This is a genomic window from Knoellia sp. LjRoot47 (assembly GCF_964253435.1).
In the GTDB taxonomy this organism is placed as follows: Bacteria; Actinomycetota; Actinomycetes; order Actinomycetales; family Dermatophilaceae; genus Knoellia.
The window spans coordinates 189,370-214,517 of sequence record NZ_CAXUQS020000001.1 but is presented as its reverse complement, the minus strand read 5'-3'; the positions used below and the strand labels follow the sequence as shown (position 1 = coordinate 214,517).

Genomic DNA, 25,148 nt, shown 5'->3' with positions numbered 1-25,148 from the left:
GTGTTGGCGTGGTCGACCCACGACCGACTGGCGCCGACCCTACCCAGCGGCACACGGCATACGACCGTATTTCCCGTCTCAGGGCCGAAATCGTGACCTGTGTTGCGACCGTGTGACGCGGCTCAGCCGTGGTGGGTGGCGATGATCCGGGCGTACTCGTGGCCGGAGTCCTTGACCGTGCGCTTCTGGGTGTCGTAGTCGACGTGGACGATGCCGAAGCGCTTGCTGTAGCCGAACGCCCACTCGAAGTTGTCCATGAGCGACCACGCGAAGTAGCCGCGGATGTCGGCGCCGTCGTCGATGGCCCGCTTCACGGCGTCGAGGTGGCCGTGCAGGTATGCCGTCCGGTCCGGGTCGTGGACCGCGCCGTCCTCGCTCACCTCGTCGGGCCAGGCCGAGCCGTTCTCGGTGATGTAGATGGGCAGCCCGCACTCCTGCGCCGAGCGCATGAGGATGTCGTGGTGCCCCTGCGGGGAGATCTCCCAGCCCATGTCGGTGAGCGGCGGGTGCGGGTCGGTCTCCTCGACGCCATCGCCCCCGGGGAGGGGGTGGACGGCGCCCTCGGTCGCCTTGACCCGCGTGGGGAAGTAGTTGTTGACGCCGAGGTTGTCGAGCTTGGCGCTGATGACCTCGAGGTCGCCGTCGTGGATCCAGGCGTGGTCGGTGAGGTGTGCGGTGTCGTCGAGCAGCGACTGCGGGTAGGCGCCGTGGAAGAGCGGCCCGAAGAAGATGCCGTTGAGGGCGTTGTCGGCGCGGCGGACCGCGTCGGCGTCAGCGTCCGTCGCGTCGTCGGGGCCGTAGACCTGGGTGGGGTTGAGGGTGATCGACACCTCGGCCCCGGGGCAGTTCTCGCGGATCACCGGGACCGCGGTGCCGTGGGCGAGCATGAGGTGGTGGGCCGCGACGAGCCCTTCGACCGGGTCCGTGTGTCCGGGTGCGTGGTGGCCGAGCGAGTAGCTGAGGAGCGAGGAGCACCACGGCTCGTTGAGCGTCGTCCAGTTGGTGACGCGGTCGCCGAGGTGGCTGACGACGGTCTGGGTGTACTCGGCGAACCAGTCCTTGATGTCGCGGTTGAGCCATCCGCCGCGGTCGTCGAGCACCTGCGGGAGGTCCCAGTGGTAGAGCGTGACGAACGGCCGGATGTCGTGCTCCAGCAGGTCGTCCACGAGGCGCGAGTAGAAGTCGATCCCCGCGGGGTTGACGGCCCCGGTGCCGGTGGGGATGACGCGGGGCCATGCCACCGAGAAGCGGTAGGCGTCGAGGCCGAGCTCTTTCATGAGGACGACGTCCTGCGGCATGCGGCGGTAGTGGTCGCACGCCGGGTCACCCGTGTCCTTGTTGACGACCTTGCCCTCGATCTCGCAGAAGGTGTCCCAGATGGACGGGCTGCGACCGTCGGCGGTCGTCGACCCCTCGATCTGGAAGGAGGCGGTCGCCGCGCCCCACAGGAATCCGTCGGGGAACCTCGTGTCGAACGTCATGGACCCAACCTAGTCCGGCCGTCCTTTGTGGGGCAGGGTGTTCCCATGCCCCATGAAGCGATCACCACCCCCCTCTACGTCACCGCGGCCACTGCCAAGGGTGGCAGGCAGGGACACGTCACGAGCGAGGACGGCGTCATCGACCTCGTCCTCGGCAAGCCCGGGAGCAAGTCCAATCCCAAGGCCAACCCCGAGACCCTCTTCGCCGCCGGGTACGCCGCGTGCTTCGGCAACGCCCTCATCAGCGTCGCCGCGAGCGAGGGCCTCGACGTCAGCGAGTCCACGGTGACCGCCAGCGTCACCCTGGGCCGCACCGACTCCGGCGTCGGCCTCGCGGTGGCCCTCGAGGCGGTCATCCCCGGCGTCGACGACGACACGGCCCAGGAGCTCGTCAACGCCGCCCACCAGGCCTGTCCGTACTCGAAGGCCACGCGCGGCAACATCGACGTCACCGTCACGGTCCGGGGGTCCTGACCGTGGCCGCCGTGACGATCATCGGTGGGCACGGCAAGGTCGCCCTGCGCGCCTCTCGCCTCCTCGCCGGTGCCGGGCACGAGGTCACGTCGTGGGTGCGCAACCCCGACCATGCCGCCGACGTCGAGGCGACCGGGGCCACCGCTGCGGTGCACGACGCCGAGCACATGACGAGCGAGGAGATGGCTGACGCGCTCGCGGGCGCCGACGTCGTCGTGTGGTCGGCCGGTGCCGGGGGTGGCTCTGCCGAGCGCACCCGCGCCGTCGACCACGAGGCCGCGGTGCGCTCGATGGAGGCCGCTGCGACCATCGGCGACCCCCTCTATGTCATGGTCTCGTACTTCGGCGCGAAGCCGGATCACGGGGTGCCGCAGGACAACCCGTTCTTCGCCTACGCCGAGGCCAAGGCAGCGGCCGACGAGCACCTGCGTGGCTCGGACCTGCGCTGGGTCGTCCTCGGCCCGAGCACCCTGAGCGACTCGGCCGGCACCGGTCGCATCGAGGTCGACGTCGCGGACAGCGGCGAGGTGACGCGCGACGACGTGGCAGCGGTCATCGCGCACGTCGTCGACCACCCCCACCTCGCCGGCCGGACGATCCGCTTCAACAACGGTGACACCCCGGTCGCCGAGGCGCTCGACGCCCTCGTCTGACGCAGGTCGCGCGTCGCGACCGGCTCAGCCGGGCGTCACGTCGTCCCCGACGCGCACCACCCCGGTGCCGTCGGGGACGAGCTGGACGGCGAACCACGTGGCGCCGTCCCAGCGACGGTGCCGGGCCAGGGTGCGGATCGGCTCCTTGCCGGTCGCGAGCGAGTCGAGGTCGATGGTCGTCATGACGCAGCGGTCGACGGGCTTGGCGACCCGGAAGGTCACCTCGCCCAGCCGCACCCGTGCCCACGAGTCCTCGACGAACGGCTCGAGCTCACCGTCGACGACGACGTTGGGGCGGAACCTCGCCATCGGCAGCGGCTCGGGCACGCTCTCGCCGCGCTCGACCGCGGCCTCGGCGATCCAGTCGTTGAGCCGGGCGAGCGACGTCCGGCTCGCGAGCGTCACCGGATAACCGTCGGCGTATGCCGTGTGGTCACCCTCGCGGCTGAACGCCGGGTTGAGGGCACGGGCCGTGGGGTCGACGCAGCGCACGAGGCGCAGGCCGGGCTGGCCGACCGCCGTGCTCACCCAGTCATCGGCCTCGGCGGAGACGAGGGCGCCGGTGAGGTCGTGCCGGTGCAGCCGGACTCCGATGACTTCACCGTCGCTCGCGACGTCCGGCACGTGGAGGTCGGCGACGCCGGGCGCCCGGAGTCGCAGTCCCTGGGTGACGTCCGAGGCGGTGTGAGCGGTGTCGGGGACGACGGAGAAGAGTTGGTGGAGCTCGCGAGCCGACACGAGCCGGGACTCCGCGTCGATGACCATCCACCGTCGGTCATCGGTGAACCCGGCCCGTTCGACCGTGGCGGTCTCGACCGGCCTGATGGCGCAGCTCTTGACCGGGTGCACGTTGAGCGCGACGACGCGAGGTGACGACACGGCATACCCCTTCTCTCTCTCGACTGATTGCCCTGCCGGGACAGCTCGCTGGCGCTCGCCGTCCCGGCAGGGCAATCAGTCGAGGCTAGATGCGGCGGTCGAGCAGGCCGCTGTCGACGTCGTAGAGGAAGCCGCCGACTGCCACCGTGTCGGGGATGAGCGGGTGCGACCGCACGGCCATGACGTCGGCCTTGAGCGCGGCCTCCTGGTCGGCGATGACGTGGAAGCCCTGCCACGACGCGTCGGTGCCGGACTTCTCGCTGATGACCTCGCGGAGCTCGGCCTCGGAGTGCTTGGTCATGGCGCAGCGGGTGTGCGGGACCACGAGGATGCGCTGCACATTGAGCAGGTGCACGCCGAGGACGAGCGCCTCGAGCGCGGCGGCCGTGACGCGGCCACCCGGGTTGCGGAAGATCTTGGCGTCACCGGGGGAGAGGCCGAGCATCCCGAGGGGGTCGATCCGCGAGTCCATGCAGGTGACGAGGGCGACGCCGGCCTTGGCGATGCCGTCGAAGCCACCGAGCGCGAAGTCCGAGGCGAAGGCCCGGTTCGCGTCGAGAAGGTCGTCGAACTCGGTTGCGGCAGTGGGGTTTTCGCTCACAGCAGTCCTGCTCTCTTGGGGATGGTCATGGCCAGGGGCTTGGTCACGGAGGCGAAGAAGTCGTTGCCCTTGTCGTCGACGACGATGAACGCCGGGAAGTCCTCGACCTCGATCTTCCAGATCGCCTCCATGCCGAGCTCGGGGTACTCGAGGACCTCGACGCTCTTGATGCAGTCCTGGGCGAGTCGGGCCGCAGGGCCACCAATGGACCCGAGATAGAACCCGCCGTGCGATGCGCAGGCGTCGGTGACGACCTTGCTCCGGTTGCCCTTGGCGAGCATGACCTTGGAGCCGCCGGCAGCCTGGAACTGCTCGACGTAGGAGTCCATGCGGCCCGCGGTGGTCGGACCGAACGAGCCGGAGGGCATCCCCTCGGGGGTCTTCGCGGGGCCGGCGTAGTAGACGGGGTGGTCGCGCAGGTAGTCGGGCATCTCCTCACCGGCGTCGAGGCGCTCCTTGATCTTGGCGTGCGCGATGTCGCGGGCGACGACGAGCGGGCCGGTGAGCGACAGCCGGGTCTTGACGGGGTAGGCCGTGAGCTCGGCGAGGATCTCGTCCATGGGGCGGTTGAGGTCGACCTCGACCACGGCACCCTGGCCGGTCGACCCGGCGCCGGTCGCCTCGTCGTCGTGGGACTCGAGGCCCGCGTGCGTCGTGTCGGGCAGGAAGCGCGCGGGGTCTGTCTCGAGCTGCTCGATGAACACGCCCTCGGGGGTGATCTTGGCGAGCACCTGGCGGTCGGCCGAGCACGACACGGCGATGGCGACCGGCAGCGAGGCCCCGTGGCGCGGCAGGCGGACGACGCGGACGTCGTGGCAGAAGTACTTGCCGCCGAACTGGGCGCCGATGCCGAACTCACGCGTCAGGCCGAGCACCTGCTCCTCGAGCTCGGTGTCGCGGAAGCCGTGCCCGGTGGCCGAGTCGCCGCTCGTGGGGAGGGTGTCGAGGTACTTGGCGCTTGCGTACTTCGCTGTCTTGAGGGCGAACTCGGCGCTCGTGCCGCCGATGACGATGGCGAGGTGGTAGGGCGGGCAGGCCGCCGTGCCGAGGCCGCGCAGCTTCTCGTCGAGGAAGCGCATCATCGCGGTCTCGTTGAGGACGGCCTTGGTCTCCTGGAAGAGGAACGACTTGTTGGCGCTGCCGCCGCCCTTGGCCATGAAGAGGAACTTGTATGCCGTCTCGTGCCCGGGGGCGGTGTCGGCGTAGAGCTCGATCTGGGCCGGGAGGTTGGAGCCGGTGTTCTTCTCCTCCCAGGTCGTCACGGGCGCCATCTGCGAGTAGCGCAGGTTGAGCGTCGTGTAGGCGTCGTAGATGCCGCGCGAGAGGGCGCGCTCGTCGACGCCGTCGGTGAGCACGTGCTGGCCGCGCTTGCCCATGACGATCGCCGTGCCCGTGTCCTGGCACATCGGCAGGACACCCCCGGCCGCGATGTTGGCATTCTTGAGCAGGTCGAGTGCGACGAACTTGTCGTTGTTGCTCGCCTCGGGGTCGTCGAGGATGGTGCGCAGCTGCTGGAGGTGGGCCGGGCGCAGGTAGTGCGCGATGTCGTGCATCGCGGTCTCGCTGAGCAGGCGCAGCGCCTCGGGCGCGACCTGGAGGAACTGGCGTCCTCCGGGCCCGTCGACGACCTCGACGCCCTCGGTGGTCAGGAGCCGGTATGCCGTGTCGTCACTGCCGATCGGCAGCAGGTCCTCGTAGGCGAAGTCAGCCATGGTGTCCTTCAGATCTCCTCGCGGGTGGGGGCGTAGGCGCCGGAGCGGCCAACGGTGACGGCGCTCGTCCCCATGGCTCGGTCGACCGCGGGGGCGACGGCATCGAGGGCGGCGGCCCGGAGGCGCTCGCGGGCGCCGGCGTCACCGAGCAGGCCGGCATCGAGCAGGCCCGAGACGAGACCGGCCATGAAGGAGTCTCCGGCGCCCACGGTGTCGGCGACCCGGTCGACACGTGCGGGTGCCTCGGCGACGTCGCCGGTGGAGCTCACGCGGTAGGTCACGCCGTCGCCGCCCCGAGTGATGACGACCAGTCCGGGGCCCAGCCCACCCCACGCGGCCATGACCTCGGGAAGTGAGCGGCCGGCATACAGCCACTCGACGTCGTCCTCGCTCGCCTTGACGACGTCGCTCACCGTGATGAGCTCCTCGATCCGGACGCGGACCTCGTCGACCGAGCCCATGATCGTCGGGCGGACGTTGGGGTCGTAGGAGATGGTCGCGTGCTCACGGGCGTCGCTGAGGGTCTGCGTGATGACCTCGGCGCCGGGCAGCAGGGTCGCGGCGATCGACCCCGTGTGCACGTGGCCGAAGCGGCCGAGGTCGCTGACGGGGCGCAGCTCCCAGTGCAGGTCGAAGTCGTACTCGGCCGCGCCGGAGTCGTCGAGCGTGGCCTTGGCGGTGGAGGTCCCGTGACCACCTGCGTCGAGGTTCTCGATGGTGACGCCGTGGTCGGTGATCTGCTCGCGGCAGCGGGTGCCGTGGTCGTCGTCGCCGAGGGTCGTGGCGAGGACGGTCTCGTGCCCGAGCCGGGCGATGCCCATGGCGACGTTGGCGGGGGAGCCGCCCACGTGCTCGGCGACGGAGCCGTCGGGCGTGTGGACGATGTCGACCAGCGTCTCGCCGACGACGAGGACGCGGGGGCCGGTGGTCACGGCGCTCTCGCTCATGTCAGCCCTCGCTCCGCGGGAGGCCTGCCGTCCGGTCGAGCACGTGATGGCTCTCGATGACGCGCACGGTGCCGGACTTGCTGCGCATGACGATCGAGTTCGTCGTGGCGCGGCCCCGGGAGTAGCGCACGCCCTGGAGCAGCTCGCCGTCGGTGATCCCCGTGCCGACGAAGAAGCAGTTGTCGCTCGTCACGAGGTCGTCGGTGGTGAGGACCTTGTCGAGGTCGTGGCCGGCGTCGATGGCCTTCTGCCGCTCGTCGTCGTCCTGCGGCCAGAGCCGACCCTGGATGACACCCCCGAGGCACTTGATGGCGCAGGCGGTGATGATGCCCTCGGGGGTGCCGCCGACGCCGAGCAGGAGGTCGATTCCGGTGGTCTCGCGGGCCGCCGAGATCGCGCCGGCGACGTCGCCGTCGGAGATGAGCTTGATCCGGGCGCCGCTGTCGCGGACCTCCTGGGCGAGCGTGTCGTGGCGCGGGCGGTCGAGCATGACGACGGTGACGTCCTCGGGCTGCTGCTTCTTGGCCTTCGCGATGCGGCGGACGTTCTCGGCAGCGGGGAGGCGGATGTCGACGACGTCGGCGACCTCGGGACCGGCGACGAGCTTGTCCATGTAGAACACGGCGCTCGGGTCGTACATCGAGCCGCGGTCGCTCACCGCCATGACGGCGATGGCGTTGGGCATGCCCTTGGCGGTGAGGGTCGTGCCGTCGATCGGGTCGACCGCGACGTCGACCTCGGGCCCGGTGCCGTCGCCGACCTTCTCGCCGTTGAAGAGCATCGGCGCGTTGTCCTTCTCGCCCTCGCCGATGACGACGGTGCCCCGCATCTCGACGGTGGAGATGAGCGCGCGCATCGCCTCGACGGCGGCGCCGTCGGCGCGGTTCTTGTCACCCCTGCCGACCCAGCGGCCGCCTGCCATCGCGGCGGCCTCGGTGACCCGGACGAGCTCGAGCGCGAGGTTGCGGTCGGGGACGTTCGAGGACGGGACGTCGGGCATGGGGAACCTGTCTTCCTTGACGGGCGCGGCGGGGGCGCCCGTCTGGTCCGGGACGCGTGGGACGCGAAGAGGGTGCTTCGGGGGTGCGTGAACCTGCGGCCCCGACTCTATCGCCGACCCGATATAGGGAAACCGACGGTCATCAGCGACCATGGAGGGGTGAGCCAGACGCCGACCAAGAGCCGCTACTCCATGGGGTCCACCCCCAACATGGTGCGTTCCCTCGTCGTCATCGGCGCGCTCATGGCCCTCATCTGGTTCATGACGCCGCGCGTCAACACCCTCGGCGGCCCCGTCGTCGACGTCCACGGCACGGCGCTCGAGGTCAAGCAGCAGAGCGGGTGGCCCATCTCGGAGGCCGTCGACCTGCCCGCCGACTGGAAGACGACGAGTGCCCGCTACGTCAAGGGCACCGACGGGCTCATGACGTGGCACGCGGGCTACCAGGCGCCGTCGGGCAACTACGTGGCCGTCGAGCAGACCCGCGACGCGACCCGCACGTGGGTCGAGGCCCAGACCAACCGGGCCCGCCGGATCGGCGAGCTCCAGGCGGCCGGCCTGACGTGGGTCAAGTACGAGCGTGGCGGCAAGGTCCAGAACAGCCTCGTCAACCGCCGGACCGAACCGGGCGAGCTCACCACCCTGCTCACCGGCACCGGGTCCTTCGAGGAGATGGTCTTCGTGGCTGAGCACCTCGGCCCGGTCAAGTGAGCGCCGCGCTCAGTCGCTGAGCTTCGCCTCGGCCTCGTCGAGCCACTGCGCACAGTGCGCGGCGAGCGCCTCGCCGCGCTGCCAGAGGCCCATGCTGTCCTCGAGCCCGACCTGGCCGTTCTCGAGGCGGGCCACGATGTCGACGAGCTCGTCGCGCGCGGCCTCGTAGCTCATCTGCGCCACGTCGGCGTTGGCGTCGTCAGCGGCCGGGGCGGCGCCTTCGGCGTCGACCGTCTCGGGCTGCGGGGTGTCCTTGGCCATGTCGAGCACCCTAACCCTCGGTCCGGACGCCGAAGTCGCCGCGCGCGACCGTGACGTGGAGCAGCTCGTCGACCTCGAGGTCGGTGGGGTCGTGCACGACGGACCCGTCGACCCGTTGCACGATCGCGTAGCCCCGGTCGAGCGTCGACTGCGGCGACAGCGTGCGGACCTGTGCCCGCAGGTGTCCGATGCCGTCCTGGTGGCGGTGCACCTGCGCCTCGACCCGGTGCCGGGCCCGCGAGCGGAGTGCCGTGACGACCTCGCGCTGCACGCGCACGAAGGCGCCCGGGTCGGCGAGCACGGGGCGCGAGCGCAGCTCGACGAGACGCCGTCGCTCGTGGTGGAGCCGGGCCTGGACCGCCCGGCGCGACCGCGACCGGGCGGTGTCGACGGCCTGGTGCTCGCGCTCGGCGTCGGGGACGATCGCCTTGGCCGCGTCGGTCGGGGTCGAGGCGCGGTGGTCGGCCACGAGGTCGAGCAGCGGGGTGTCGACGTCGTGCCCGATCGCGCTGACGACGGGGGTGCGCGCTGCAGCGACCGCGCGCAGCATCGCCTCGTTGCTGAAGGGCAGGAGGTCCTCGACGTTGCCGCCGCCGCGCGCGATGACGATGACGTCGACATCCGGTATGCCGTCCAGCTCGCCGAGTGCCTGGGTCACCTCGGTGACGGCGGTCGCGCCCTGCACCGCGACCTGGCGGATCTCGAAGCGCGCGGTCGGCCAGCGCCGGCGGGAGTTCTCGACGACGTCCTTCTCGGCGGCGCTCGCCCGGCCGCAGATGAGGCCGATGCGTCGGGGGAGGAAGGGCAGGGGACGCTTGCGGTCGGCGTCGAACAGGCCCTCGCTGGCGAGGTTGCGCTTGAGGTACTCGATCCGCGCGAGCAGCTCGCCGACGCCGACGGGTCGGATCTGGCGTCCGTCCATGGTCAGCGTGCCGCGCTGGGTCCAGAAGGACGGCTTGGCCTGGACGACCACGCGGGCGCCCTCGGTGACCGGGGCCGCCATCGCGTCGAGGGCGTTGACGTGGATGGAGACCGAGAGCGACATGTCGACGTCGGCGTCGCGCAGCGTGAGGTAGGCCGTCCGCGCCCCCGGTCGGCGGTTGAGCTGGATGACCTGTCCCTCGACCCAGACGACCGACATCTTCTCGACGTAGTCGGCGATCTTCATCGACAGCAACCGCACCGGCCACGGCGACTCGGCCGTCGTGTCGGCGGCGCGCTCCGGGAGGGCTGGTCGCTGGGCGGGTTCGCTCACGCGCACACTCTAGGAGCGGGCGGTGTCAGCGCAGCGACCCAGCGGGGCCGGCATACAGGGAGCGTTGAGGTCCGCCCGTACGATGGGGGACATGACCGCCACGACTGACCAGGCCACCAAGCGCGTCCTCCTGGCCGCGCCCCGCGGCTACTGCGCCGGGGTCGACCGGGCCGTCGTCACGGTCGAGAAGGCGCTCGACCTCTACGGCGCACCGGTCTACGTCCGCAAGGAGATCGTCCACAACAAGCACGTCGTGACGACCCTCGAGAAGCGCGGCGCGATCTTCGTCGAGGAGACCGACGAAATCCCCGAGGGTGCGACCGTGATCTTCTCCGCGCACGGCGTCGCCCCGGTCGTCCACGAGGAGGCCAAGGCGCTCGGCCTCAAGACGATCGACGCCACCTGCCCGCTGGTCACCAAGGTCCACCGCGAGGCCGTGCGCTTCGCCAGCGACGACTACGACATCCTCCTCATCGGCCACGAGGGGCACGAAGAGGTCGTCGGCACCGCGGGCGAGGCGCCCGAGCACATCACCCTCGTCGACGGCCCCGACGACGTCGACAACGTCGAGGTGCGCGACCCCGACAAGGTCGTGTGGCTCTCCCAGACGACGCTCTCGGTCGACGAGACCATGGAGACCGTGCGGCGCCTGCGCGAGAAGTTCCCGCAGCTGCAGGACCCGCCCAGCGACGACATCTGCTACGCCACCCAGAACCGCCAGCTCGCGGTCAAGCACATGGCCCCGGACTGCGACCTCATGATCGTCGTCGGCTCGCGCAACTCCTCGAACTCGGTGCGACTCGTCGAGGTCGCGCTCGAGCACGGCTCCAAGGCCGGCCACCTCGTCGACTACGCCGAGGAGATCGACGAGACCTGGCTCGACGGCGTCCGCACCGTCGGCGTCACGTCGGGAGCATCGGTCCCCGAGATCCTCGTGCGCGGGGTCCTCGACTTCCTCGTCGAGCACGGCTTCGAGGACGTCAAACCCGTCGTCGCGGCGGAGGAGTCGCTCATGTTCTCGCTGCCCAACGAGATCCGTCGCGACCTCAAGGCCGCGGGCATGTCCGACAAGATGCGCCACGACGGCTCGTTCGCCGAGGCCGGCTCGCTGCACTGACCCACCGGGCTTCAGCGAAGGTATGCCGTGAGCGCACCCGAGCCGGTCGTCCTCGCCTATCCCTTCACCGGGCTGTGGCGGGCGGAGAACTCGCCCGCGCGCCGGGTGCCGAGCCACGGCACGGAGGCGTTCGGGGTCTCGCACGCCATCGACTTCGTCGCCGTCGACGAGCGAGGGCTGTCGGCGCCGCACACGTGGAGGACGTGGGTGGCCGTGGAGGCGCCCGAGACGTTCGTCGGGTTCGGCGCACCGGTCCTCGCGCCGGTCGACGGGGTCGTCGTCGCCGTGCACGACACCGAGCTCGATCACGGGGCCAGGCGCTCGCAGGTGCGGCTGGCCGCCTACATGCTGGGTCAGGCCCGGCGCGCCCGACGCGGTGTGGTGGGGCTGGCGGGCAACCACGTGGGCATCGCGCTCGCGGACGGTGGGCCGTATGTCCTGCTCGCCCACCTGAGGCGGGGTTCCGCCCGCGTCGCGGTGGGGGACACCGTCGAGGTCGGTCAGCCGGTCGGGGAGTGCGGCAACAGCGGCAACAGCACCGAGCCGCACGTCCACGTCCAGGTGAGCGACGCCCTCGACGGGATCGGCGCCCGGGGTGTCCCGCTCGCCTTCCGTGGCGGCGACGGCACGGTCGGGGTACCGGGCGAGGGCGAGGTCGTCCGCGTCGGTCGCTGAGCCAGCGAACCCCGCCATGCGGTCGCTCTCACGCCGGCTCGCAAGCCCAGGTGCTTCTTGCGAGCCCGATTGTCCAGGCGCGCGAGCGGTCACCCGGCTCGCGAGCCCGAGCTGTCCTGCGGCGGGGGCGGGTCGAGGAGCAGCTCGGCGCGACCGTCCTCGGCGCCGACGACCTCGAGCAGCTCCACGGCGGTGAGCACACGCGGACCCGTCTCGACCGGCCCGAGGTCGGGGAGGTCGTCGGTGACGAGCTCGAGGTCCTGCATCCGTCGGGCCGTGACGAAGACCCGCGACTCGAGAGCGCCGACGAACTGGTTGTAGCTCTCGACGGTCGCGTGCAGCGAGCGCCCCATCTTGGCGGCGTGGGTGCCGAGCGTCGCGAGCCGGCGGTAGAGCTCCTGGCCCAGCGCGAGCAGCTCACGGGCGCTCGTCGACAGCGAGTCCTGCTGCCACCCGAACGCCACGGTGCGCAGCAGGGCGAGCAGCGCGCCCGGGCCGACGAGCACGACCTTGTCGCCCATCGCCCGCTCGTGCAGCCCCGGGTCGGCGGCGAGCGCCGCGGCGAGCATGGCGTCGCTCGGGACGAAGCAGACGACCATCTCGGGGGTGGTGTCGAACGCCGACCAGTAGTCCTTGGCGGCGAGGCCGTGGACGTGCTGGCGCAGGGCCCGGGCGTGGTCGCGGAGGAGCTCGGAGCGCTCGTCGTCGGGCAGGTCCTCGGTCTGGGCGTCGAGGAACGCCGCCATCGGCGCCTTGGCGTCGATGACGAGGGCGCGGTCGCCGGGCAGCCGGACGACGACGTCGGGCCGCACCTCGCGGTCGTGGCGGCTGCGAGCCCGGACCTGCTCCTCGAAGTCGCAGCGGGCGAGCATGCCGGACGCCTCAAGGACCCGACGCAGCTGGACCTCACCCCATGACCCGCGCACCGACGACGAGCGCAGCGAGCCGGCGAGCGACTGGGTCTGACGCCCGAGGTGCTGGGCCTCGGACTCGACCCGCCCCATGACCGCCCGGATCGCCCCGAACTGCTCGACCCGGTCGCGCTCGAGCACGCCGACCTGGCGCTCCACCCGGCCGAGGGCGTCGCGCAGGGGAGCGAGCAGCGAGGCCGTCTCGAGGTCCTCGGCGAGCGATGCCTCCAGGTCGACGACCCGTTCGCGCAGCAGGTCGCGCTCGGTGGCCACGGAGGCCGCGCGGACGGCATACGCCTGCCTGAGAAGCAGGTATGCCGTCAGCGCACCGAGAACGATGCCGACCACCAACGCGATCCACGGGTTCATGGGCGACACCGTGCCACGGGGTGCCGACAGCGGGCCGCAGGCTAGCCTCGGGCCATGGCTGACAGTGGGCGTTCGTTCATCCACGTGCTCAACGAACGGCTGCCGCGCAAGCGCAACATCGCCCAGGGGCTGCTCCGCAACGAGGACGGCGACGTCCTGCTGTGCGAGCTCACCTACAAGTCCGAGTGGGACCTGCCCGGGGGTGTCGTCGATCCCCGGGAGTCGCCGGCGGCCTGCGTCGTCCGCGAGATCAGCGAGGAGCTCGGGGTGAGCGTCGGCATCGAGGGGCTCGTCACCGTCAACTGGTTGCCACCGTGGCGCGGGTGGGACGACGCGGTGCTCTTCCTCTACGACCTCGGCACGGTGTCGCGCTCCTTCACGGACGACCTCACCCTGCTCAAGCGCGAACTCAAGGCCGTGCACTGGGTGGCTCCGGAGGACGTGGCCGCGCACGTGGCGCCCTACAACGTCCGGATGCTGGAGCAGGTCCTGCAGGGCGAGCACGCGGCCTACATGGAGAACAGCGAGATCCCCGGCGGGCTCGGGTGAGTGCGAAGGGCTTCTTCGGTGCGCTCGTCGCCATGCTCGTCGGGGCGCTGCTGCTCACGTGGGTCGTCGTCTGCCTGGCCGCGCTCGTCTTCGCCCTCGTCGAGGGCAACGGATCGGCGGCCGGCACCTACCTCGCCCTGCTCGCGGGAGGACTCGTCGCGTGCCTCCTCGCCGGCTGGGTGGCCCGACGCGTGGCAGGGGCACGGCCCGCGCGCGACTAGACTCCTGTCCCCGTGGCACTCACCATCGGAATCGTCGGGCTCCCCAACGTCGGCAAGTCGACGATGTTCAACGCCCTGACCAAGAACAACGTCCTCGCCGCGAACTACCCGTTCGCGACCATCGAGCCCAACGTCGGCGTCGTCCCGCTGCCGGACGCGCGCCTCGAGCGGCTCGCGGAGATCCACGGGTCCGAGAAGATCCTCCCCGCGACGGTCTCGTTCGTCGACATCGCCGGCATCGTGCGCGGCGCCTCGGAGGGTGAGGGCCTGGGCAACAAGTTCCTCGCCAACATCCGCGAGGCCGACGCCATCTGCCAGGTCGTGCGCGCCTTCGAGGACGGCGACGTCGTCCACGTCGACGGCAAGGTCTCGCCCGAGTCGGACATCGAGACGATCCACACCGAGCTCGTCCTCGCCGACCTCCAGACCCTCGAGAAGGCCGTCGGGCGCCTCGAGAAGGAGGCCCGCATCAAGAAGGAGTCCAAGCCGTTGCTGGACAACGCCTTGGCTGCCCAGAAGGTCCTCGAGGAGGGCACGACCCTGTATGCCGGCGGGCCGGCTGCCGGTGTCGACCTCGCCGAGGCGAAGGCGCTGGGGCTGCTCACGACGAAGCCCTTCATCTACGTGTTCAACCTCGACGAGGACCAGCTCACCGACGAAGGTCTGCAGTCGTCGCTGCGCGAGCTCGTCGCGCCCGCCGACGCGGTGTTCCTCAACGCCAAGCTCGAGATGGACCTCATGGACATGTCGCCCGAGGATGCGCAGGAGATGCTCGAGGGGTTCGGTGCGACCGAGTCCGGGCTCGACCAGCTCGCGCGCACCGGGTTCCACACGCTGGGGCTGCAGACCTACCTAACGGCCGGCCCCAAGGAGTCGCGGGCATGGACGATCGGGCAGGGGTGGACCGCGCCGCAGGCCGCCGGCGTCATCCACACCGACTTCCAGCGCGGGTTCATCAAGGCCGAGATCGTGTCGTTCTCCGACCTCGACGAGATGGGCACGATGGCCGCGGCCAAGGCTGCCGGCAAGGTCCGCATGGAGGGCAAGGACTACGTCATGCAGGACGGCGACGTCGTGGAGTTCCGCTTCAACGTCTGACGCCTCGGGCTCGGCCCAGAAGGTCCCACGGAACGCGGCATAGAGGTCGCGTTCCGTGGGACCTTGTCGTCTCAGTCGGCGAGGAGGGAACCGGCGGCGACGAGCTGGCGGACCAAGGGGTGGGTCTGGGTGCTCGACGGGCTGAGGATCGCGATCGACAGCTGGTGCTCCGGGAGCACGACGAGCACCGTGCGGAAGCCGTCGATCTCGCCGACGTGCCCGAAACCGTCCATGCCGAAGTTCTGCCAGTAATCGGCCGTGAAGTCGAACGTCCCCAGGCCGTAGCCGTCACCGTCGGAGAAGTCGGTCATCTGGTCGACCGACGCGGGCTTGAGCCGCTGCGCACCGTAGAGCGCGTACCCCCAGCGGGCGACGGAAGCGGCATCCGCGGCCATCCCGCCGGCGGCACCGGCGGCGCTGGCGACCGAGCGGAACGGCACGTACGTCTCGGCCCTCGTGGGCGCCGCGAGGTCTCCGTCGACGCCGTGCGCGGCGACCGGGGGAGGGAGTGCCTCGTCGTCCTGGTAGGCCACGCGGGTCAGGCCGAGCGGCAGCAGGAGGTCACGGTGCAGCGCCTCTGCCGTCGTCGTGCCCGAGACCTTGGCGACGAGCAGCCCGAGAAGCGTGTAGTTGCCGTTGACGTACTCGAAGCGCTGTCCGGGAGGCCCTGTGGGCACGGGGAAGGTGCCGAGGAAGCGTTCGGGGGACCACCGCTGGGCCGGCTTGGAGTACAGGTCGGCGTACGCGTCGTCCGGCCCCGGCCTCATGCCCGACCGGTGACCGAGCAGCTGGCGCACGGTGACGCCGTTCGCGACCCACGGCACCCTGACGTAGGTCGCGGCCCGGGCGTCGAGGTCGAGCTTGCCCTGCTCGGCGAGCGCCATCACCTCCGCGGCGACGAAGGTCTTGGTGATGCTGGCCAGCGCCATGCCGGTGTCCGGTCGCAGCGGGGTGCCCATCCCGTCCTTGCCGGCGGCTCCGCTCCAGGTCCCGACCGGTCCCACGACCGCGGCGGTGACCCCCGGGAGCAGGCCGGTGGAGACCCACCGTTCGAGCTCCTTCTGCATCTGGTCACGGCGGACAGGAGCGACGGGCGCGGCGGTCAGCGCCGGCCACGGCAGCCCGGGCTCGATGGTGTGCCGGGCGGGGAGGCTGGGCGTCGGGCGCACCGTGGTCTCGGTGGCGGAGCAGGCGCACAGCAGGACACCGAGCGCGACGGCGGCACTGCTGCGGGTCCACGGCGTCATGGCGTCCTCCATCCCGACGCTACTCCCGCCGGAGGCCCCTGTCCGGCGTCCTCACAAACACGCGACAGGTGACGCCGTGACGAGAACCGCGGTGCGGCCCGCGGTCGTCGCCGACCGGCTCAGCGGTTGCGCGGGTGGTTCTTCGCCGTGCGCTCGTTGCCGTGCTTGTAGTTGCCGGTGACCCGCGCCATGAGCTCCTGCTCGTCGCCAGACTCCGCGTCGTCGACGAAGTCCTGCGCGCGACGTCCGCGCAGGACCGTCGCCACCGCACCGTGGTGCGTGATGACGACGCTGCCGTCCGTGCGCTGCGTCCAGTCGAACCCGGTCGGTGTGCCCACGCGCGCAAGGGTGGCAGGACGGCATACGGCCGCGCAACGGAGAAAGATCACGGTTCGGGCAGGCCCGGGAACAGGCGGCGCGCCCTGTGACCTGGAGCACGTCGACCCCCTAGTGTTCACCGGTGGTGCGCTCAACGGTGCCCGCATCCGAGACGAAAGAGGTTGTTCTCGTGGACGAACACGAGGTCGTGGACCATGACACGGTCCCACCCGCCAACAAGGGGCTGCTCGCTGCGGCCGGGGTGCTCCTGGCCATCCCGATCGTCGCGCTGATGTGGGTCAGCTCCTACAGCAAGATCGAGCCGAAGCTCTGGGGCTTCCCGTTCTTCATCTGGTACCAGTTCCTCTGGGTCTTCCTCTGCTCCGCGATGACCTGGACCGCCTACAAGCTCGTGCTCCGGGCACGCCCGCACCGCCCGATGGGAGAGGCGCAGCGGCGACCGCACCGCAGGCACGGCCACCACGGCCACGCCGGCGGCGCGACGATCGGTGACTCCACCGACACCGACCTGCACGACGGTCAGCCGTTCGACGCCGATGGAGGCCAGCGATGAGCAACGTCAACTGGACCGCTCTGGTCATCCTCGTGCTGCTCTTCGGCACCGTCACCGTCATGGGCTTCATGGCCACCCGGTGGCGCCGCCCGACGAGCATGGAGTCCCTCGACGAGTGGGGCCTCGGCGGTCGCTCGTTCGGCACGTGGATCACGTGGTTCCTCCTCGGAGGCGACCTCTACACGGCATACACGTTCGTCGCGGTCCCGGCCGCGATGTTCGCGACGGGAGCCGTCGCCGGCTTCTTCGCCGTGCCCTACACGATCGTGCTCTACCCGATCATCTTCGTCTTCATGGCGCGGCTGTGGTCGGTGAGCCACCGCCACGGCTACGTCACGCCGGCCGACTTCGTCAAGGGTCGCTACGGCAGCCGTCCGCTGTCGCTCGCGATCGCCGTCACCGGCTTCCTCGCGACGATGCCCTACATCGCCCTCCAGCTCGTCGGCATCCAGGCCGTGCTCGAGGTCGTCGGGCTCGGCGGCGGCGACAACATCCTCGCCAAGGACGCGCCGCTCTTCATCGCGTTCGCGCTGCTCGCGGCCTACACCTACAGCAGCGGCCTGCGGGCCCCCGCCGTGATCGCGTTCGTCAAGGACACGCTCATCTACCTCGTCATCATCGTCGCGATCATCTACCTGCCCTCCAAGGTCGGTGGCTGGGACGCGATCTTCGGTGCGGCACAGGAGAAGATGGCCAAGCCGAGCGTGGCCGACCCGGCCAAGCCGACGGGCGCGTTCATCCCCGGCAGCACCCAGATGTGGGCCTACGCGACCCTGGGCCTCGGCTCCGCGCTCGCGCTCTTCATGTACCCGCACTCGATCACGGCGAGCCTGTCGGCCAGTGGCCGCAACGTCATCCGGCGCAACGCCGCGATCCTGCCGGCGTACTCGTTCGTCCTCGGCCTCCTCGCCCTGCTCGGGTGGGTCGCCATCGCCGCCGGCACCAAGCCGATCGGCCTCGACGGCAAGCCCAACGCGCAGCTCGTCATCCCGCAGCTGTTCGAGGACATGTTCCCGAGCTGGTTCGCGGGTGTCGCGTTCGCGGCCATCGCGATCGGTGCCCTCGTGCCCGCCGCGATCATGTCGATCGCAGCGGCGAACACGTTCACCCGCAACATCTACCGCGAGTGGCTCAAGCCGGAGGCAACGCCGCAGCAGGAGGCCAAGGTCTCCAAGCTCGTCTCGCTCGTCGTCAAGGCGTTCGCGCTGGTCTTCGTGCTCCTGCTCGACAAGCAGAACGCGATCAACTTCCAGCTCCTCGGTGGCATCTGGATCCTTCAGACGTTCCCGTCGATCGTCTTCGGCCTCTACACGCGCTGGTTCCACCGCTGGGGCCTGCTTGTCGGATGGGCCATCGGCATGGTCTACGGGACGTACGCGGCATACAACGTCGTCAACCCGGTGACCGGGGCGCACTTCGGTGGTTCGCTCGCCAACATCCCCGGCATCGCGCAGATGGGCTACATCGCGATGACGGCGTTCGTCATCAACCTCGTCATCGCCGCCGTCATCAGCGCGGTCCTCAACGCGATGAAGGTGTCGAACGGCGTGGACGAGACCATCAAGGGCGACTACTTCGCCGACGCGGGCGACCCGCGCGTCGAGAAGCTCGACACGGGGATCCACGAGACCACGGCCAGCCCGTGACCTGAGCCGACTCGGCCACGACGAAGGGCGTCACCGCACACGCGGTGGCGCCCTTCGCCGGTCCCGGCGAGGTCGGCGGGCAGGATGGGTGCGTGACCTCCTCAGCGCCGTCCGCCGCCCTCGTCGAGCTCGCTCACGCCCACGGCGTCGCGACCGACTTCCACGACTGGCTCGGTGCCCACACCGTCATCTCGGACACGACGCTGCGCACGATCCTCGGCGCCCTCGGCGTTGACGCCGAGTCGGAGGAGGCGGTCGCGGCCTCGCTCGCGGACGCCGCGAACCGTCCGTGGCGGCGCACCCTTCCCGCAACCGTCGTATGCCGTGAGGGCTGGACCCCGTGGGTTCTCGCCCATGTGCCCCACGGGGAGGGCGTACGCCTCACCGTCGAGCTCGAGGGCGGCGGCACGCGCGAGGTGGCCCAGGTCGAGCGGTGGGTCGAGCCCCGGGTGGTCGACGGGCGCGAGGTCGGCGAGGCGACCTTCGAGCTGCCGGGGGACCTGCCCACCGGGTGGCACCGGATCGTCGCCCACCTCGACGGCGCCCCACTGGCCGACGGGACCGACACCGCCACCCTCATCGTCACGCCGCAGCGTCTCGAGCTGCCCGAGGTCGTGCGTCACGGCGGCGTCACCGGGCTCATGACGCAGATCTACCAGGTGCGGTCGGCGCAGTCGTGGGGTGTCGGCGACCTCGGCGACCTCGGGGAGCTCGCCTCGTGGGCCGCGACCGACCTCGGCGCCGAGTTCGTCCTCGTCAACCCGCTGCACGCGGCCGAGCCGATCGCGCCGATGGAGGAGTCGCCCTACCTCCCGACGACGCGCCGCTTCGTCAACCCGGTCTACCTCCGGATCTCCGACATCCCCGAGGTCCTGCGGCTCGACGAGGCCGACCGGGCCCGGGTCGACGCGCTCGGGGAGGCGGCGCGCGCACTCAACACCTCCGACCTCATCGACCGCGACGCGGCATGGACCGCCAAGCGTGAGGCGCTGGGCATCGTCCACGCACTCGGACTCGAGGGACGGCGGGCCCGCGACTTTGAGCGCTTCCGGGAGCGCGAGGGGGAGGGGCTGACGACGTTCGCTACGTGGTGCGCGCTCGCGGAGCGGCACGGGCTCCCGTGGACGGACTGGCCGGTCGAGCTGCACGACCCGACCTCCCCGGCCGTCGCCGCGTTCACCGCCGCGCAGCAGGACCTCGTGCAGTTCCACATGTGGCTCCAGTGGCTGCTCGACCGCCAGCTCGGTGAGGTGCAGCGCGAGGCCCTCGACGCGGGGATGTCGCTCGGGGTCGTCCACGACCTCGCCGTCGGCGTCCACCCGCACGGCGCCGACTCGTGGGGGCTGGCCGACGCGCTCGCCACGGGCGTCACCGTCGGCGCCCCACCGGACCAGTTCAACCAGCTCGGCCAGAACTGGTCGCAGCCGCCCTGGCACCCCGAGCGCCTCGCCGAGCTCGGCTACGCCCCCTTCCGCGACATGGTCCGCACGGTGCTGCGCGACTCCGGCGGCATCCGAGTCGACCACGTCATCGGACTCTTCCGCCTCTGGTGGATCCCGCAGGGGGAGGGACTGACACCCGCCGACGGCACGTACGTCGCCTACGACCACGAAGCGCTCATCGGCATCCTCTGCCTCGAGGCGGAGCGCGCCGGCGCCGTCGTCATCGGCGAGGACCTTGGCGTCGTGCCTGCCAACGCCCGCGACTACCTCAAGGAGCGCGGCGTCCTCGGCACGAGCATCATGTGGTTCGAGAACGCCGACGGAGCCCCGATCCCGCCCGAGGACTACCGCGAGCTGTGCCTGTCGTCAGTGACGACCCACGACCTGCCGCCCACCGCAGGCTTCCTCGCGCTCGAGCACGTCGCGATCCGCGAGCGCCTCGGCCTGCTCACCCGACCCGTCGAGGAGGAGCGGGCCACCGAGGAGCGCTCGATCGCCACGGTCCGCGACGCCCTCGTCGCCCGCGGCTGGCTCGAGCCCGGCGCCGGTCCGTCGTCCATGGTCGAGGCGATGCACCGCTGGATCGGCCACACCCCGAGCGTGCTGCGCGCGGTCTCGCTCTCCGACGTCGTCGGCGACCGCCGCGCCATCAACCAGCCCGGCACCGAGGACGAGTACCCCAACTGGCGCCTCCCCCTCGCCGGGCCCGACGGTCAGCCGCTCTCACTCGAGGACGCGATGCAGTCGACGCTCGCCGAGCCCCTCTTCCGCGCCACCGACGGCGACTGAGCGCCGCTCCACCCAGGCCCGCGCGTCGGGTCGCCCCTCGCGGTCTCTGCCACGCGGAAGGGGGCGCGACGGATGGAGGTTCGCTAGCGCGTCACGCGGAACGCAAGGGGCACCCGAGCGAAGGCGTCGGCGACGGCGTACCCGGTCATGCGGTTGGCCTCGCGACGGGACTCCATCTGCGCGAGCCAGGTCGCGGGTGAGTCGGGGGCCTCGTGGGGCTCGGGGGCGAAGTTCGTCATCCACCCCGTGAAGATCTCGGGCGTCGTCTCCGGGTGGAACTGCACGCCCCAGGCGCGGGGGCCGAAGCGCGCGGCCTGGACGGAGCCGTCGGGTGCGGTGGCGAGGCGTTCGGCACCGTCGGGCAGGCGGCTCACGACGTCACCGTTGTAGTGCACGACGTCGACGCCCTCGAGTCCGACCAGGAGGGGGTCGGACTCGCCGGCAGCGCCGAGGGAGAGGCGGACGAGGCCGCTCGTGCGGCCGCGGGGGTTGAGGACGACCTCGCCGCCGAGGGCGGAGGCCATGAGCTGGTGCCCGAGGCAGACCCCGAGGGTCGGTATGCCGGCCGCCACCGTGGCGCGGATGAGGGACTTGGTCGGTGCGAGCCAGGGGAAGGCGTCGTCCTCGTCGGCGTTCATGGCGCCACCGAGGACGACGAGCGCGTCGTGCTCAAGGTGTCGTGGGACGGGCTCGGCGAGGTCGCCGCGGACGGTGTCGACGGTGATGCCGACCTGGGTCCAGCGTTCGGTGAGCCAGCCCCCGGGCGCCTCGGGCTCGTGCTGGACGACGAGGTACCGCGTCATCAGACCTGGGTGCCCACGAGGGAGCCGATGGCATAGGTGACGGCCATGGCGAGGATGCCGCCGAGGACGTTGCGGCGCACCGCCGGTGGGATGGGGGCGCCACCGAGCCGGGCGCTCGCCCAGCCGGTGAGGAAGAGGGCGAGCACGACCGCTGCGACGGTGACGGGCACCCGGGCGGAGACGCCCGAGACCACGATCGCGACGAGCGGGATGAGGGCGCCGACGGTGAAGGCGATGAAGGAGGCCCACGCGGCGTGCCAGGGCTTCGTCAGCGCCTCGGGGTCGATGCCCAGCTCGGTCTCGGCGTGGGCGGCGAGGGCGTCGTGCGCGGTGAGCTGGACGGCGACGTCCTGCGCGAGCTCCGGGCTGAGCCCCTTGGCCTGGTAGAGCTCGGCGAGCTCCTGGAGCTCGGCCTCGGGCTCCTCGCGCAGCTCGCGCCGTTCCTTGTTGAGCAGGGCGAGCTCGGCGTCGCGCTGGGTGCTCACCGAGACGTACTCCCCGACCGCCATGCTCATGGCGCCGGCGGCGAGGCCGGCGAGACCGGCGGTGAGGATGGCGCCACGGTCGGTCGTCGCTGCCGCGACGCCGATGACGAGACCGGCGGTGGAGACGATGCCGTCACCGGCGCCGAGGACGCCGGCGCGCAGCCAGTTGAGGCGCTCGCCGAAGGACTGGTCGTGCGGTTCGTCGTGGTCGGCGAGAGCCGCGGAGGGCTCAGCCATCGATGACGACCCCGTGCTGCTGGGCGATCTCGGTGATGCGGTGGGCCTGCTCGATGTCGAGCTGGGTGAGGCCGCCGGCGTCGTGCGTCGTGAGCAGCCACGACGTGGTGCGCCACCGGATGTCGATGTCCGGGTGGTGGTTCATCTCCTCGGCCACGTCGGCCGCGTCGGCGACGATCCGGATCGCGGCCGGGAAGTCCGGCGCCTCGATGGTGGCGACGATGGCGTCGCCCTCGCGGGTCCACAGGGGGAGGTCGGCGAGCTGGCGCTCGATCTCCTCGTCGGTCAGCTGGCGGCTCATGGCCCCAGCCTGTCCCTCGCGAGGGCACCCGTCCAGCAAGGCGCGCCTACCCGACGTCGGGAGCGGACGGCATACCTGCGCCGTGTGCCGTGAGGCCGGCTCCGCATCGCGGAACCGGCCTCACGGACGAGCAGGGCTAGCGTCAGAGCGCCTCGGAGATCGACGCCGGGCCCATGAGGGAGTCGTCGCCGTCGAGGAGGTCGCTGAGGTCGGTGACCTCGGGAACGACCTCGTGCCGCTCGATCTCACCGGACTCGATCTGCTCGGTCCAGTGGCACGCCACCCGGTGGCTCTGCGAGACGCCCGGGATGTCCGGGACGCGCAGCACCGGCCGCTCGGTGTCGCACTTGGTCTCCTGCCGCCACGGGCACCGCGTGTGGAAGCGGCACCCCGTCGGCGGGTGCGACGGCGAGGGCAGGTCGCCGGTGAGCAGGATCTGCTCGCGACGGTCCTCGATGACCGGGTCCGGCACCGGCACGGCGGACATGAGCGCCCGCGTGTAGGGGTGCAGCGGCTGCGCGTAGAGGTCGTCGGCGACGGCCTCCTCGGCGAGCGCCCCGAGGTACATGACCCCGATCCGGTCGCTGATGTGGCGGACGACGGCGAGGTCGTGCGCGACGACGAGGTAGGTGAGGCCGTACTCCTCCTGGAGGTCCTCCAGCAGGTTGATGACCTGCGCCTGCACCGAGACGTCGAGGGCCGACACCGGCTCGTCGGCGACGATGAGCTTGGGGTTGACCGACAGCGCGCGGGCGATGCCGATGCGCTGGCGCTGGCCGCCCGAGAACTCGTGCGGATACTTCGCCAGGGCCGCCTCGGGCAGGCCGACGGCATTGAGCAGCTCGACGAGCCGGGGCCGGGCCTCCTTGGCGTTCTTGGCGATGCCGTGCGCCTTCATCCCCTCGAAGAGCAGCGACTCGACCGACTGGCGCGGGTCCAGGCTCGACAGCGGGTCCTGGAAGACCATCTGGATGTCCTGGCGCTTCCTGCGGAGCTCCTCACCCTTGAGCGTGGCGATGTCGACCCCGTCGAACACCACCGACCCGTCGGTCGGCGGCTCGAGGTTGAGGATCGCCCGACCCAGCGTCGACTTGCCGCAGCCGGACTCGCCGACGAGGCCGTAGGTCTCGCCTCGGCGGATCTGCAGGTCGACACCGTCGACGGCGTAGACGTGGCCGATCGTCTTGTCGAAGATCACGCCGCGCTTGATCGGGAAGTGCACCTTGACGCCCTTGGCGTCGACGAGGACGTCACTGCTGTCGTATGCCGTGTGCTCCCCGTCCGTGGGCTGCGTCGCGTCGGTGGTCGTCTGGCTCATCGGGTCGCCTCCACGGGGTTGAAGCAGCGCAGGGCACGCTGGTGGTGCTCCTCGAGCTCGGGCATCTGCTGGGTGCAGACCTCGATCGGCTGCGAGCACCGCGGGGCGAAGGCGCAGGCGCTCGTCCACGGCAGGTTGTCGGACACCGAGCCCGGGATGGGCTGCAGGCGCTGCCCACGCGGGGCGTCCATCCGGGGGATCGAGGCGAGCAGGCCGTTGGTGTAGGGGTGGCGCGGCTGCGCGAAGAGGTCGTGCCGGTCGCCGCGCTCGACGATGCGGCCGCCGTAGAGCACATTGACCTCGTCGCAGAGACCGGCGACGACGCCGAGGTCGTGCGTGATCATGACGAGCGCCGTCCCGGTCTCCTCGACGAGCTCCTTGAGCAGGGCGAGGATCTGGGCCTGGATCGTCACGTCGAGCGCGGTCGTCGGCTCGTCGGCGATGAGCAGTCGCGGCTGGCAGGCCAGGGCGATGGCGATGAGCGCACGCTGGCGCATGCCGCCCGACAGCTGGTGCGGGTAGTCCTTGAGACGCCGGTCCGGGTCGGGGATGCCGACGCGGTCGAGGAGCTCGCGGGCGACGGGCGTGGCCGCCTTGCGGGACATGCCGCGGTGCCGCTCGAGCACCTCGGTGACCTGCAGGCCGATCGGGATGACCGGGTTGAGGGAGGACAGCGGGTCCTGGAAGACCATCGCGATGTCCTTGCCCCGCTTGTCGCGCATCTGCTGGTCGGACAGCTCGAGGAGGTTGGTGCCCTCGTAGTCGACCGTCCCGCTGACCCTGTTGCCGCGTTCGGGCAGCAGACCCATGATCGCGAGCGAGGTCACCGACTTGCCGCAGCCGGACTCGCCGACGAGGCCGACGGTCTGGCCGGGGTGGACGTCGAAGCTCACGCCCTGGACGGCCTCGAAGGGCTCCTGTCCCTGGCGCTGGAACGTCACCCGGAGGTCACGCACCCTGAGCAGCGGCTCGCTGCCGCCCTCGCGCCAGCGGCGCGCCTTGTCACGGTCGGCGACGTTGGTCGTGTCCGTGCCCGGGTTGCTCGTGCTCGATGCAGTGGCGTTGCTCATGCGC

The 25,148-nt window shown here is 71.1% G+C and carries 27 protein-coding genes; 11 read left to right on the top strand and 16 right to left on the bottom strand.

What is annotated here, in order from left to right:
* Window positions 1-122: 122 nt before the first annotated feature.
* A complete protein-coding gene (locus ACSQ11_RS00985; protein ID WP_436002199.1) occupies window positions 123-1,481 on the bottom strand; it encodes a GH1 family beta-glucosidase in 1,359 nt (452 codons plus the stop codon).
* 45 nt (window positions 1,482-1,526) lie between these two features.
* Here ACSQ11_RS00985 and ACSQ11_RS00980 point away from each other — a divergent pair, with 45 nt between their 5' ends.
* Entirely contained in the window at window positions 1,527-1,955 is a 429-nt protein-coding gene (locus tag ACSQ11_RS00980; RefSeq protein ID WP_147064833.1) for an organic hydroperoxide resistance protein, read from the top strand.
* A 2-nt stretch (window positions 1,956-1,957) separates the two neighbouring features.
* Window positions 1,958-2,608, top strand: coding sequence for an NAD(P)H-binding protein (locus ACSQ11_RS00975; protein WP_436002197.1), 651 nt, complete (start codon window positions 1,958-1,960; stop codon window positions 2,606-2,608).
* A gap of 24 nt (window positions 2,609-2,632) precedes the next feature.
* On the opposite strand, the gene ACSQ11_RS00970 is transcribed toward ACSQ11_RS00975, so the two are convergent.
* The 5 genes from ACSQ11_RS00970 to glpX form a co-directional block, all read right to left on the bottom strand.
* Entirely contained in the window at window positions 2,633-3,487 is an 855-nt protein-coding gene (locus ACSQ11_RS00970; protein ID WP_436002195.1) for an MOSC domain-containing protein, read from the bottom strand.
* Between the two features lie 85 nt (window positions 3,488-3,572).
* A complete protein-coding gene (locus tag ACSQ11_RS00965) occupies window positions 3,573-4,088 on the bottom strand; it encodes a beta-class carbonic anhydrase (RefSeq protein WP_436002193.1) in 516 nt (171 codons plus the stop codon).
* Complete coding sequence (locus ACSQ11_RS00960; protein WP_436002191.1) at window positions 4,085-5,800, bottom strand: fumarate hydratase; 1,716 nt, start codon at window positions 5,798-5,800, stop codon at window positions 4,085-4,087. The genes ACSQ11_RS00965 and ACSQ11_RS00960 overlap by 4 nt, the downstream gene beginning before the upstream one ends.
* A gap of 8 nt (window positions 5,801-5,808) precedes the next feature.
* A complete protein-coding gene (locus ACSQ11_RS00955) occupies window positions 5,809-6,747 on the bottom strand; it encodes a PfkB family carbohydrate kinase (protein WP_436002189.1) in 939 nt (312 codons plus the stop codon).
* A 1-nt stretch (window position 6,748) separates the two neighbouring features.
* Window positions 6,749-7,747, bottom strand: a complete 999-nt coding sequence (glpX, locus tag ACSQ11_RS00950; RefSeq protein ID WP_436002187.1) for a class II fructose-bisphosphatase — start codon at window positions 7,745-7,747, stop codon at window positions 6,749-6,751.
* Between the two features lie 159 nt (window positions 7,748-7,906).
* Between glpX and ACSQ11_RS00945 the strand changes: the two genes are divergently transcribed.
* Window positions 7,907-8,458 (top strand): DUF4245 domain-containing protein, encoded by a 552-nt coding sequence (locus ACSQ11_RS00945; protein ID WP_436002185.1) that lies wholly within the window; start codon window positions 7,907-7,909, stop codon window positions 8,456-8,458.
* Between the two features lie 9 nt (window positions 8,459-8,467).
* Here ACSQ11_RS00945 and ACSQ11_RS00940 read toward each other — a convergent pair whose 3' ends face one another.
* Together ACSQ11_RS00940 and xseA are read right to left on the bottom strand one after the other, a co-directional pair.
* Entirely contained in the window at window positions 8,468-8,719 is a 252-nt protein-coding gene (locus ACSQ11_RS00940; RefSeq protein WP_436002183.1) for an exodeoxyribonuclease VII small subunit, read from the bottom strand.
* Window positions 8,720-8,729: 10 nt separating this feature from the next.
* Entirely contained in the window at window positions 8,730-9,974 is a 1,245-nt protein-coding gene (gene xseA, locus ACSQ11_RS00935) for an exodeoxyribonuclease VII large subunit (RefSeq protein WP_436002181.1), read from the bottom strand.
* A gap of 91 nt (window positions 9,975-10,065) precedes the next feature.
* On the opposite strand from xseA, the gene ACSQ11_RS00930 reads away from it, so the two are divergent.
* Both ACSQ11_RS00930 and ACSQ11_RS00925 read left to right on the top strand, forming a co-directional pair.
* Entirely contained in the window at window positions 10,066-11,091 is a 1,026-nt protein-coding gene (locus ACSQ11_RS00930; RefSeq protein WP_436002179.1) for a 4-hydroxy-3-methylbut-2-enyl diphosphate reductase, read from the top strand.
* 27 nt (window positions 11,092-11,118) lie between these two features.
* Window positions 11,119-11,766 carry a M23 family metallopeptidase gene (locus ACSQ11_RS00925; protein ID WP_436002178.1) on the top strand — a complete coding sequence of 216 codons (648 nt, stop codon included), beginning with the start codon at window positions 11,119-11,121 and terminating at the stop codon, window positions 11,764-11,766.
* An 89-nt stretch (window positions 11,767-11,855) separates the two neighbouring features.
* Here ACSQ11_RS00925 and ACSQ11_RS00920 read toward each other — a convergent pair whose 3' ends face one another.
* Window positions 11,856-13,046: a DNA recombination protein RmuC gene (locus ACSQ11_RS00920; protein WP_436002177.1), complete on the bottom strand. Its 1,191-nt coding sequence runs from the start codon at window positions 13,044-13,046 to the stop codon at window positions 11,856-11,858.
* Window positions 13,047-13,100: 54 nt separating this feature from the next.
* On the opposite strand from ACSQ11_RS00920, the gene ACSQ11_RS00915 reads away from it, so the two are divergent.
* Genes ACSQ11_RS00915 through ychF form a run of 3 tightly spaced genes read left to right on the top strand, consistent with a single transcriptional unit; the run spans window position 13,101 to window position 14,914 of the window.
* Entirely contained in the window at window positions 13,101-13,595 is a 495-nt protein-coding gene (locus ACSQ11_RS00915; RefSeq protein WP_436002176.1) for an NUDIX domain-containing protein, read from the top strand.
* Complete coding sequence (locus ACSQ11_RS00910; RefSeq protein ID WP_436002175.1) at window positions 13,592-13,816, top strand: hypothetical protein; 225 nt, start codon at window positions 13,592-13,594, stop codon at window positions 13,814-13,816. The genes ACSQ11_RS00915 and ACSQ11_RS00910 overlap by 4 nt, the downstream gene beginning before the upstream one ends.
* A gap of 12 nt (window positions 13,817-13,828) precedes the next feature.
* Window positions 13,829-14,914, top strand: a complete 1,086-nt coding sequence (gene ychF, locus ACSQ11_RS00905) for a redox-regulated ATPase YchF (RefSeq protein WP_436002174.1) — start codon at window positions 13,829-13,831, stop codon at window positions 14,912-14,914.
* A gap of 71 nt (window positions 14,915-14,985) precedes the next feature.
* Here ychF and ACSQ11_RS00900 read toward each other — a convergent pair whose 3' ends face one another.
* Window positions 14,986-16,161, bottom strand: coding sequence for a serine hydrolase domain-containing protein (locus ACSQ11_RS00900; protein WP_436002173.1), 1,176 nt, complete (start codon window positions 16,159-16,161; stop codon window positions 14,986-14,988).
* 119 nt (window positions 16,162-16,280) lie between these two features.
* A complete protein-coding gene (locus ACSQ11_RS00895; RefSeq protein WP_436002171.1) occupies window positions 16,281-16,499 on the bottom strand; it encodes a hypothetical protein in 219 nt (72 codons plus the stop codon).
* A 170-nt stretch (window positions 16,500-16,669) separates the two neighbouring features.
* Between ACSQ11_RS00895 and ACSQ11_RS00890 the strand changes: the two genes are divergently transcribed.
* From ACSQ11_RS00890 to malQ, 3 genes are all read left to right on the top strand, one after another.
* Window positions 16,670-17,053, top strand: coding sequence for a DUF3311 domain-containing protein (locus ACSQ11_RS00890; RefSeq protein WP_436002169.1), 384 nt, complete (start codon window positions 16,670-16,672; stop codon window positions 17,051-17,053).
* Window positions 17,050-18,699, top strand: a complete 1,650-nt coding sequence (gene mctP / locus ACSQ11_RS00885; RefSeq protein WP_436002167.1) for a monocarboxylate uptake permease MctP — start codon at window positions 17,050-17,052, stop codon at window positions 18,697-18,699. The genes ACSQ11_RS00890 and mctP overlap by 4 nt, the downstream gene beginning before the upstream one ends.
* A gap of 92 nt (window positions 18,700-18,791) precedes the next feature.
* Window positions 18,792-20,930 (top strand): 4-alpha-glucanotransferase, encoded by a 2,139-nt coding sequence (gene malQ / locus ACSQ11_RS00880; RefSeq protein ID WP_436002165.1) that lies wholly within the window; start codon window positions 18,792-18,794, stop codon window positions 20,928-20,930.
* Window positions 20,931-21,013: 83 nt separating this feature from the next.
* Here the strand turns inward: malQ and ACSQ11_RS00875 are convergent, their stop codons facing one another.
* The 5 genes from ACSQ11_RS00875 to ACSQ11_RS00855 all read right to left on the bottom strand — a co-directional run bounded on the left by ACSQ11_RS00875 (window position 21,014) and on the right by ACSQ11_RS00855 (window position 25,144).
* Complete coding sequence (locus tag ACSQ11_RS00875; RefSeq protein WP_436002163.1) at window positions 21,014-21,733, bottom strand: type 1 glutamine amidotransferase; 720 nt, start codon at window positions 21,731-21,733, stop codon at window positions 21,014-21,016.
* A complete protein-coding gene (locus ACSQ11_RS00870) occupies window positions 21,733-22,455 on the bottom strand; it encodes a VIT1/CCC1 transporter family protein (protein ID WP_436002161.1) in 723 nt (240 codons plus the stop codon). Before ACSQ11_RS00870 ends, ACSQ11_RS00875 begins: the two co-directional genes overlap by 1 nt.
* Complete coding sequence (locus tag ACSQ11_RS00865; RefSeq protein ID WP_436002159.1) at window positions 22,448-22,756, bottom strand: 4a-hydroxytetrahydrobiopterin dehydratase; 309 nt, start codon at window positions 22,754-22,756, stop codon at window positions 22,448-22,450. Before ACSQ11_RS00865 ends, ACSQ11_RS00870 begins: the two co-directional genes overlap by 8 nt.
* Before the next feature lie 142 nt (window positions 22,757-22,898).
* Window positions 22,899-24,074 (bottom strand): ABC transporter ATP-binding protein, encoded by a 1,176-nt coding sequence (locus ACSQ11_RS00860; protein WP_436002157.1) that lies wholly within the window; start codon window positions 24,072-24,074, stop codon window positions 22,899-22,901.
* Complete coding sequence (locus ACSQ11_RS00855) at window positions 24,071-25,144, bottom strand: ABC transporter ATP-binding protein (RefSeq protein ID WP_436002155.1); 1,074 nt, start codon at window positions 25,142-25,144, stop codon at window positions 24,071-24,073. The genes ACSQ11_RS00860 and ACSQ11_RS00855 overlap by 4 nt, the downstream gene beginning before the upstream one ends.
* Between the last annotated feature and the right edge of the window lie 4 nt (window positions 25,145-25,148).

Excerpts from the sequence above, each read along its gene's own strand:
- ACSQ11_RS00870 (WP_436002161.1), bottom strand. The coding sequence starts at position 22,455 with ATGGCTGAGCCCTCCGCGGCTCTCGCCGACCACGACGAACCGCACGAC.
- ACSQ11_RS00865 (WP_436002159.1), bottom strand. The coding sequence starts at position 22,756 with ATGAGCCGCCAGCTGACCGACGAGGAGATCGAGCGCCAGCTCGCCGAC.
- ACSQ11_RS00900 (WP_436002173.1), bottom strand. The coding sequence starts at position 16,161 with ATGACGCCGTGGACCCGCAGCAGTGCCGCCGTCGCGCTCGGTGTCCTG.
- glpX (WP_436002187.1), bottom strand. The coding sequence starts at position 7,747 with ATGCCCGACGTCCCGTCCTCGAACGTCCCCGACCGCAACCTCGCGCTC.
- ACSQ11_RS00915 (WP_436002176.1), top strand. The coding sequence starts at position 13,101 with ATGGCTGACAGTGGGCGTTCGTTCATCCACGTGCTCAACGAACGGCTG.
- ACSQ11_RS00930 (WP_436002179.1), top strand. The coding sequence starts at position 10,066 with ATGACCGCCACGACTGACCAGGCCACCAAGCGCGTCCTCCTGGCCGCG.
- ACSQ11_RS00980 (WP_147064833.1), top strand. The coding sequence starts at position 1,527 with ATGCCCCATGAAGCGATCACCACCCCCCTCTACGTCACCGCGGCCACT.
- mctP (WP_436002167.1), top strand. The coding sequence starts at position 17,050 with ATGAGCAACGTCAACTGGACCGCTCTGGTCATCCTCGTGCTGCTCTTC.
- ACSQ11_RS00860 (WP_436002157.1), bottom strand. The coding sequence starts at position 24,074 with ATGAGCCAGACGACCACCGACGCGACGCAGCCCACGGACGGGGAGCAC.
- ACSQ11_RS00920 (WP_436002177.1), bottom strand. The coding sequence starts at position 13,046 with ATGAACCCGTGGATCGCGTTGGTGGTCGGCATCGTTCTCGGTGCGCTG.
- ACSQ11_RS00940 (WP_436002183.1), bottom strand. The coding sequence starts at position 8,719 with ATGGCCAAGGACACCCCGCAGCCCGAGACGGTCGACGCCGAAGGCGCC.
- ACSQ11_RS00955 (WP_436002189.1), bottom strand. The coding sequence starts at position 6,747 with ATGAGCGAGAGCGCCGTGACCACCGGCCCCCGCGTCCTCGTCGTCGGC.
- ACSQ11_RS00960 (WP_436002191.1), bottom strand. The coding sequence starts at position 5,800 with ATGGCTGACTTCGCCTACGAGGACCTGCTGCCGATCGGCAGTGACGAC.
- ACSQ11_RS00875 (WP_436002163.1), bottom strand. The coding sequence starts at position 21,733 with ATGACGCGGTACCTCGTCGTCCAGCACGAGCCCGAGGCGCCCGGGGGC.
- ACSQ11_RS00985 (WP_436002199.1), bottom strand. The coding sequence starts at position 1,481 with ATGACGTTCGACACGAGGTTCCCCGACGGATTCCTGTGGGGCGCGGCG.
- ACSQ11_RS00855 (WP_436002155.1), bottom strand. The coding sequence starts at position 25,144 with ATGAGCAACGCCACTGCATCGAGCACGAGCAACCCGGGCACGGACACG.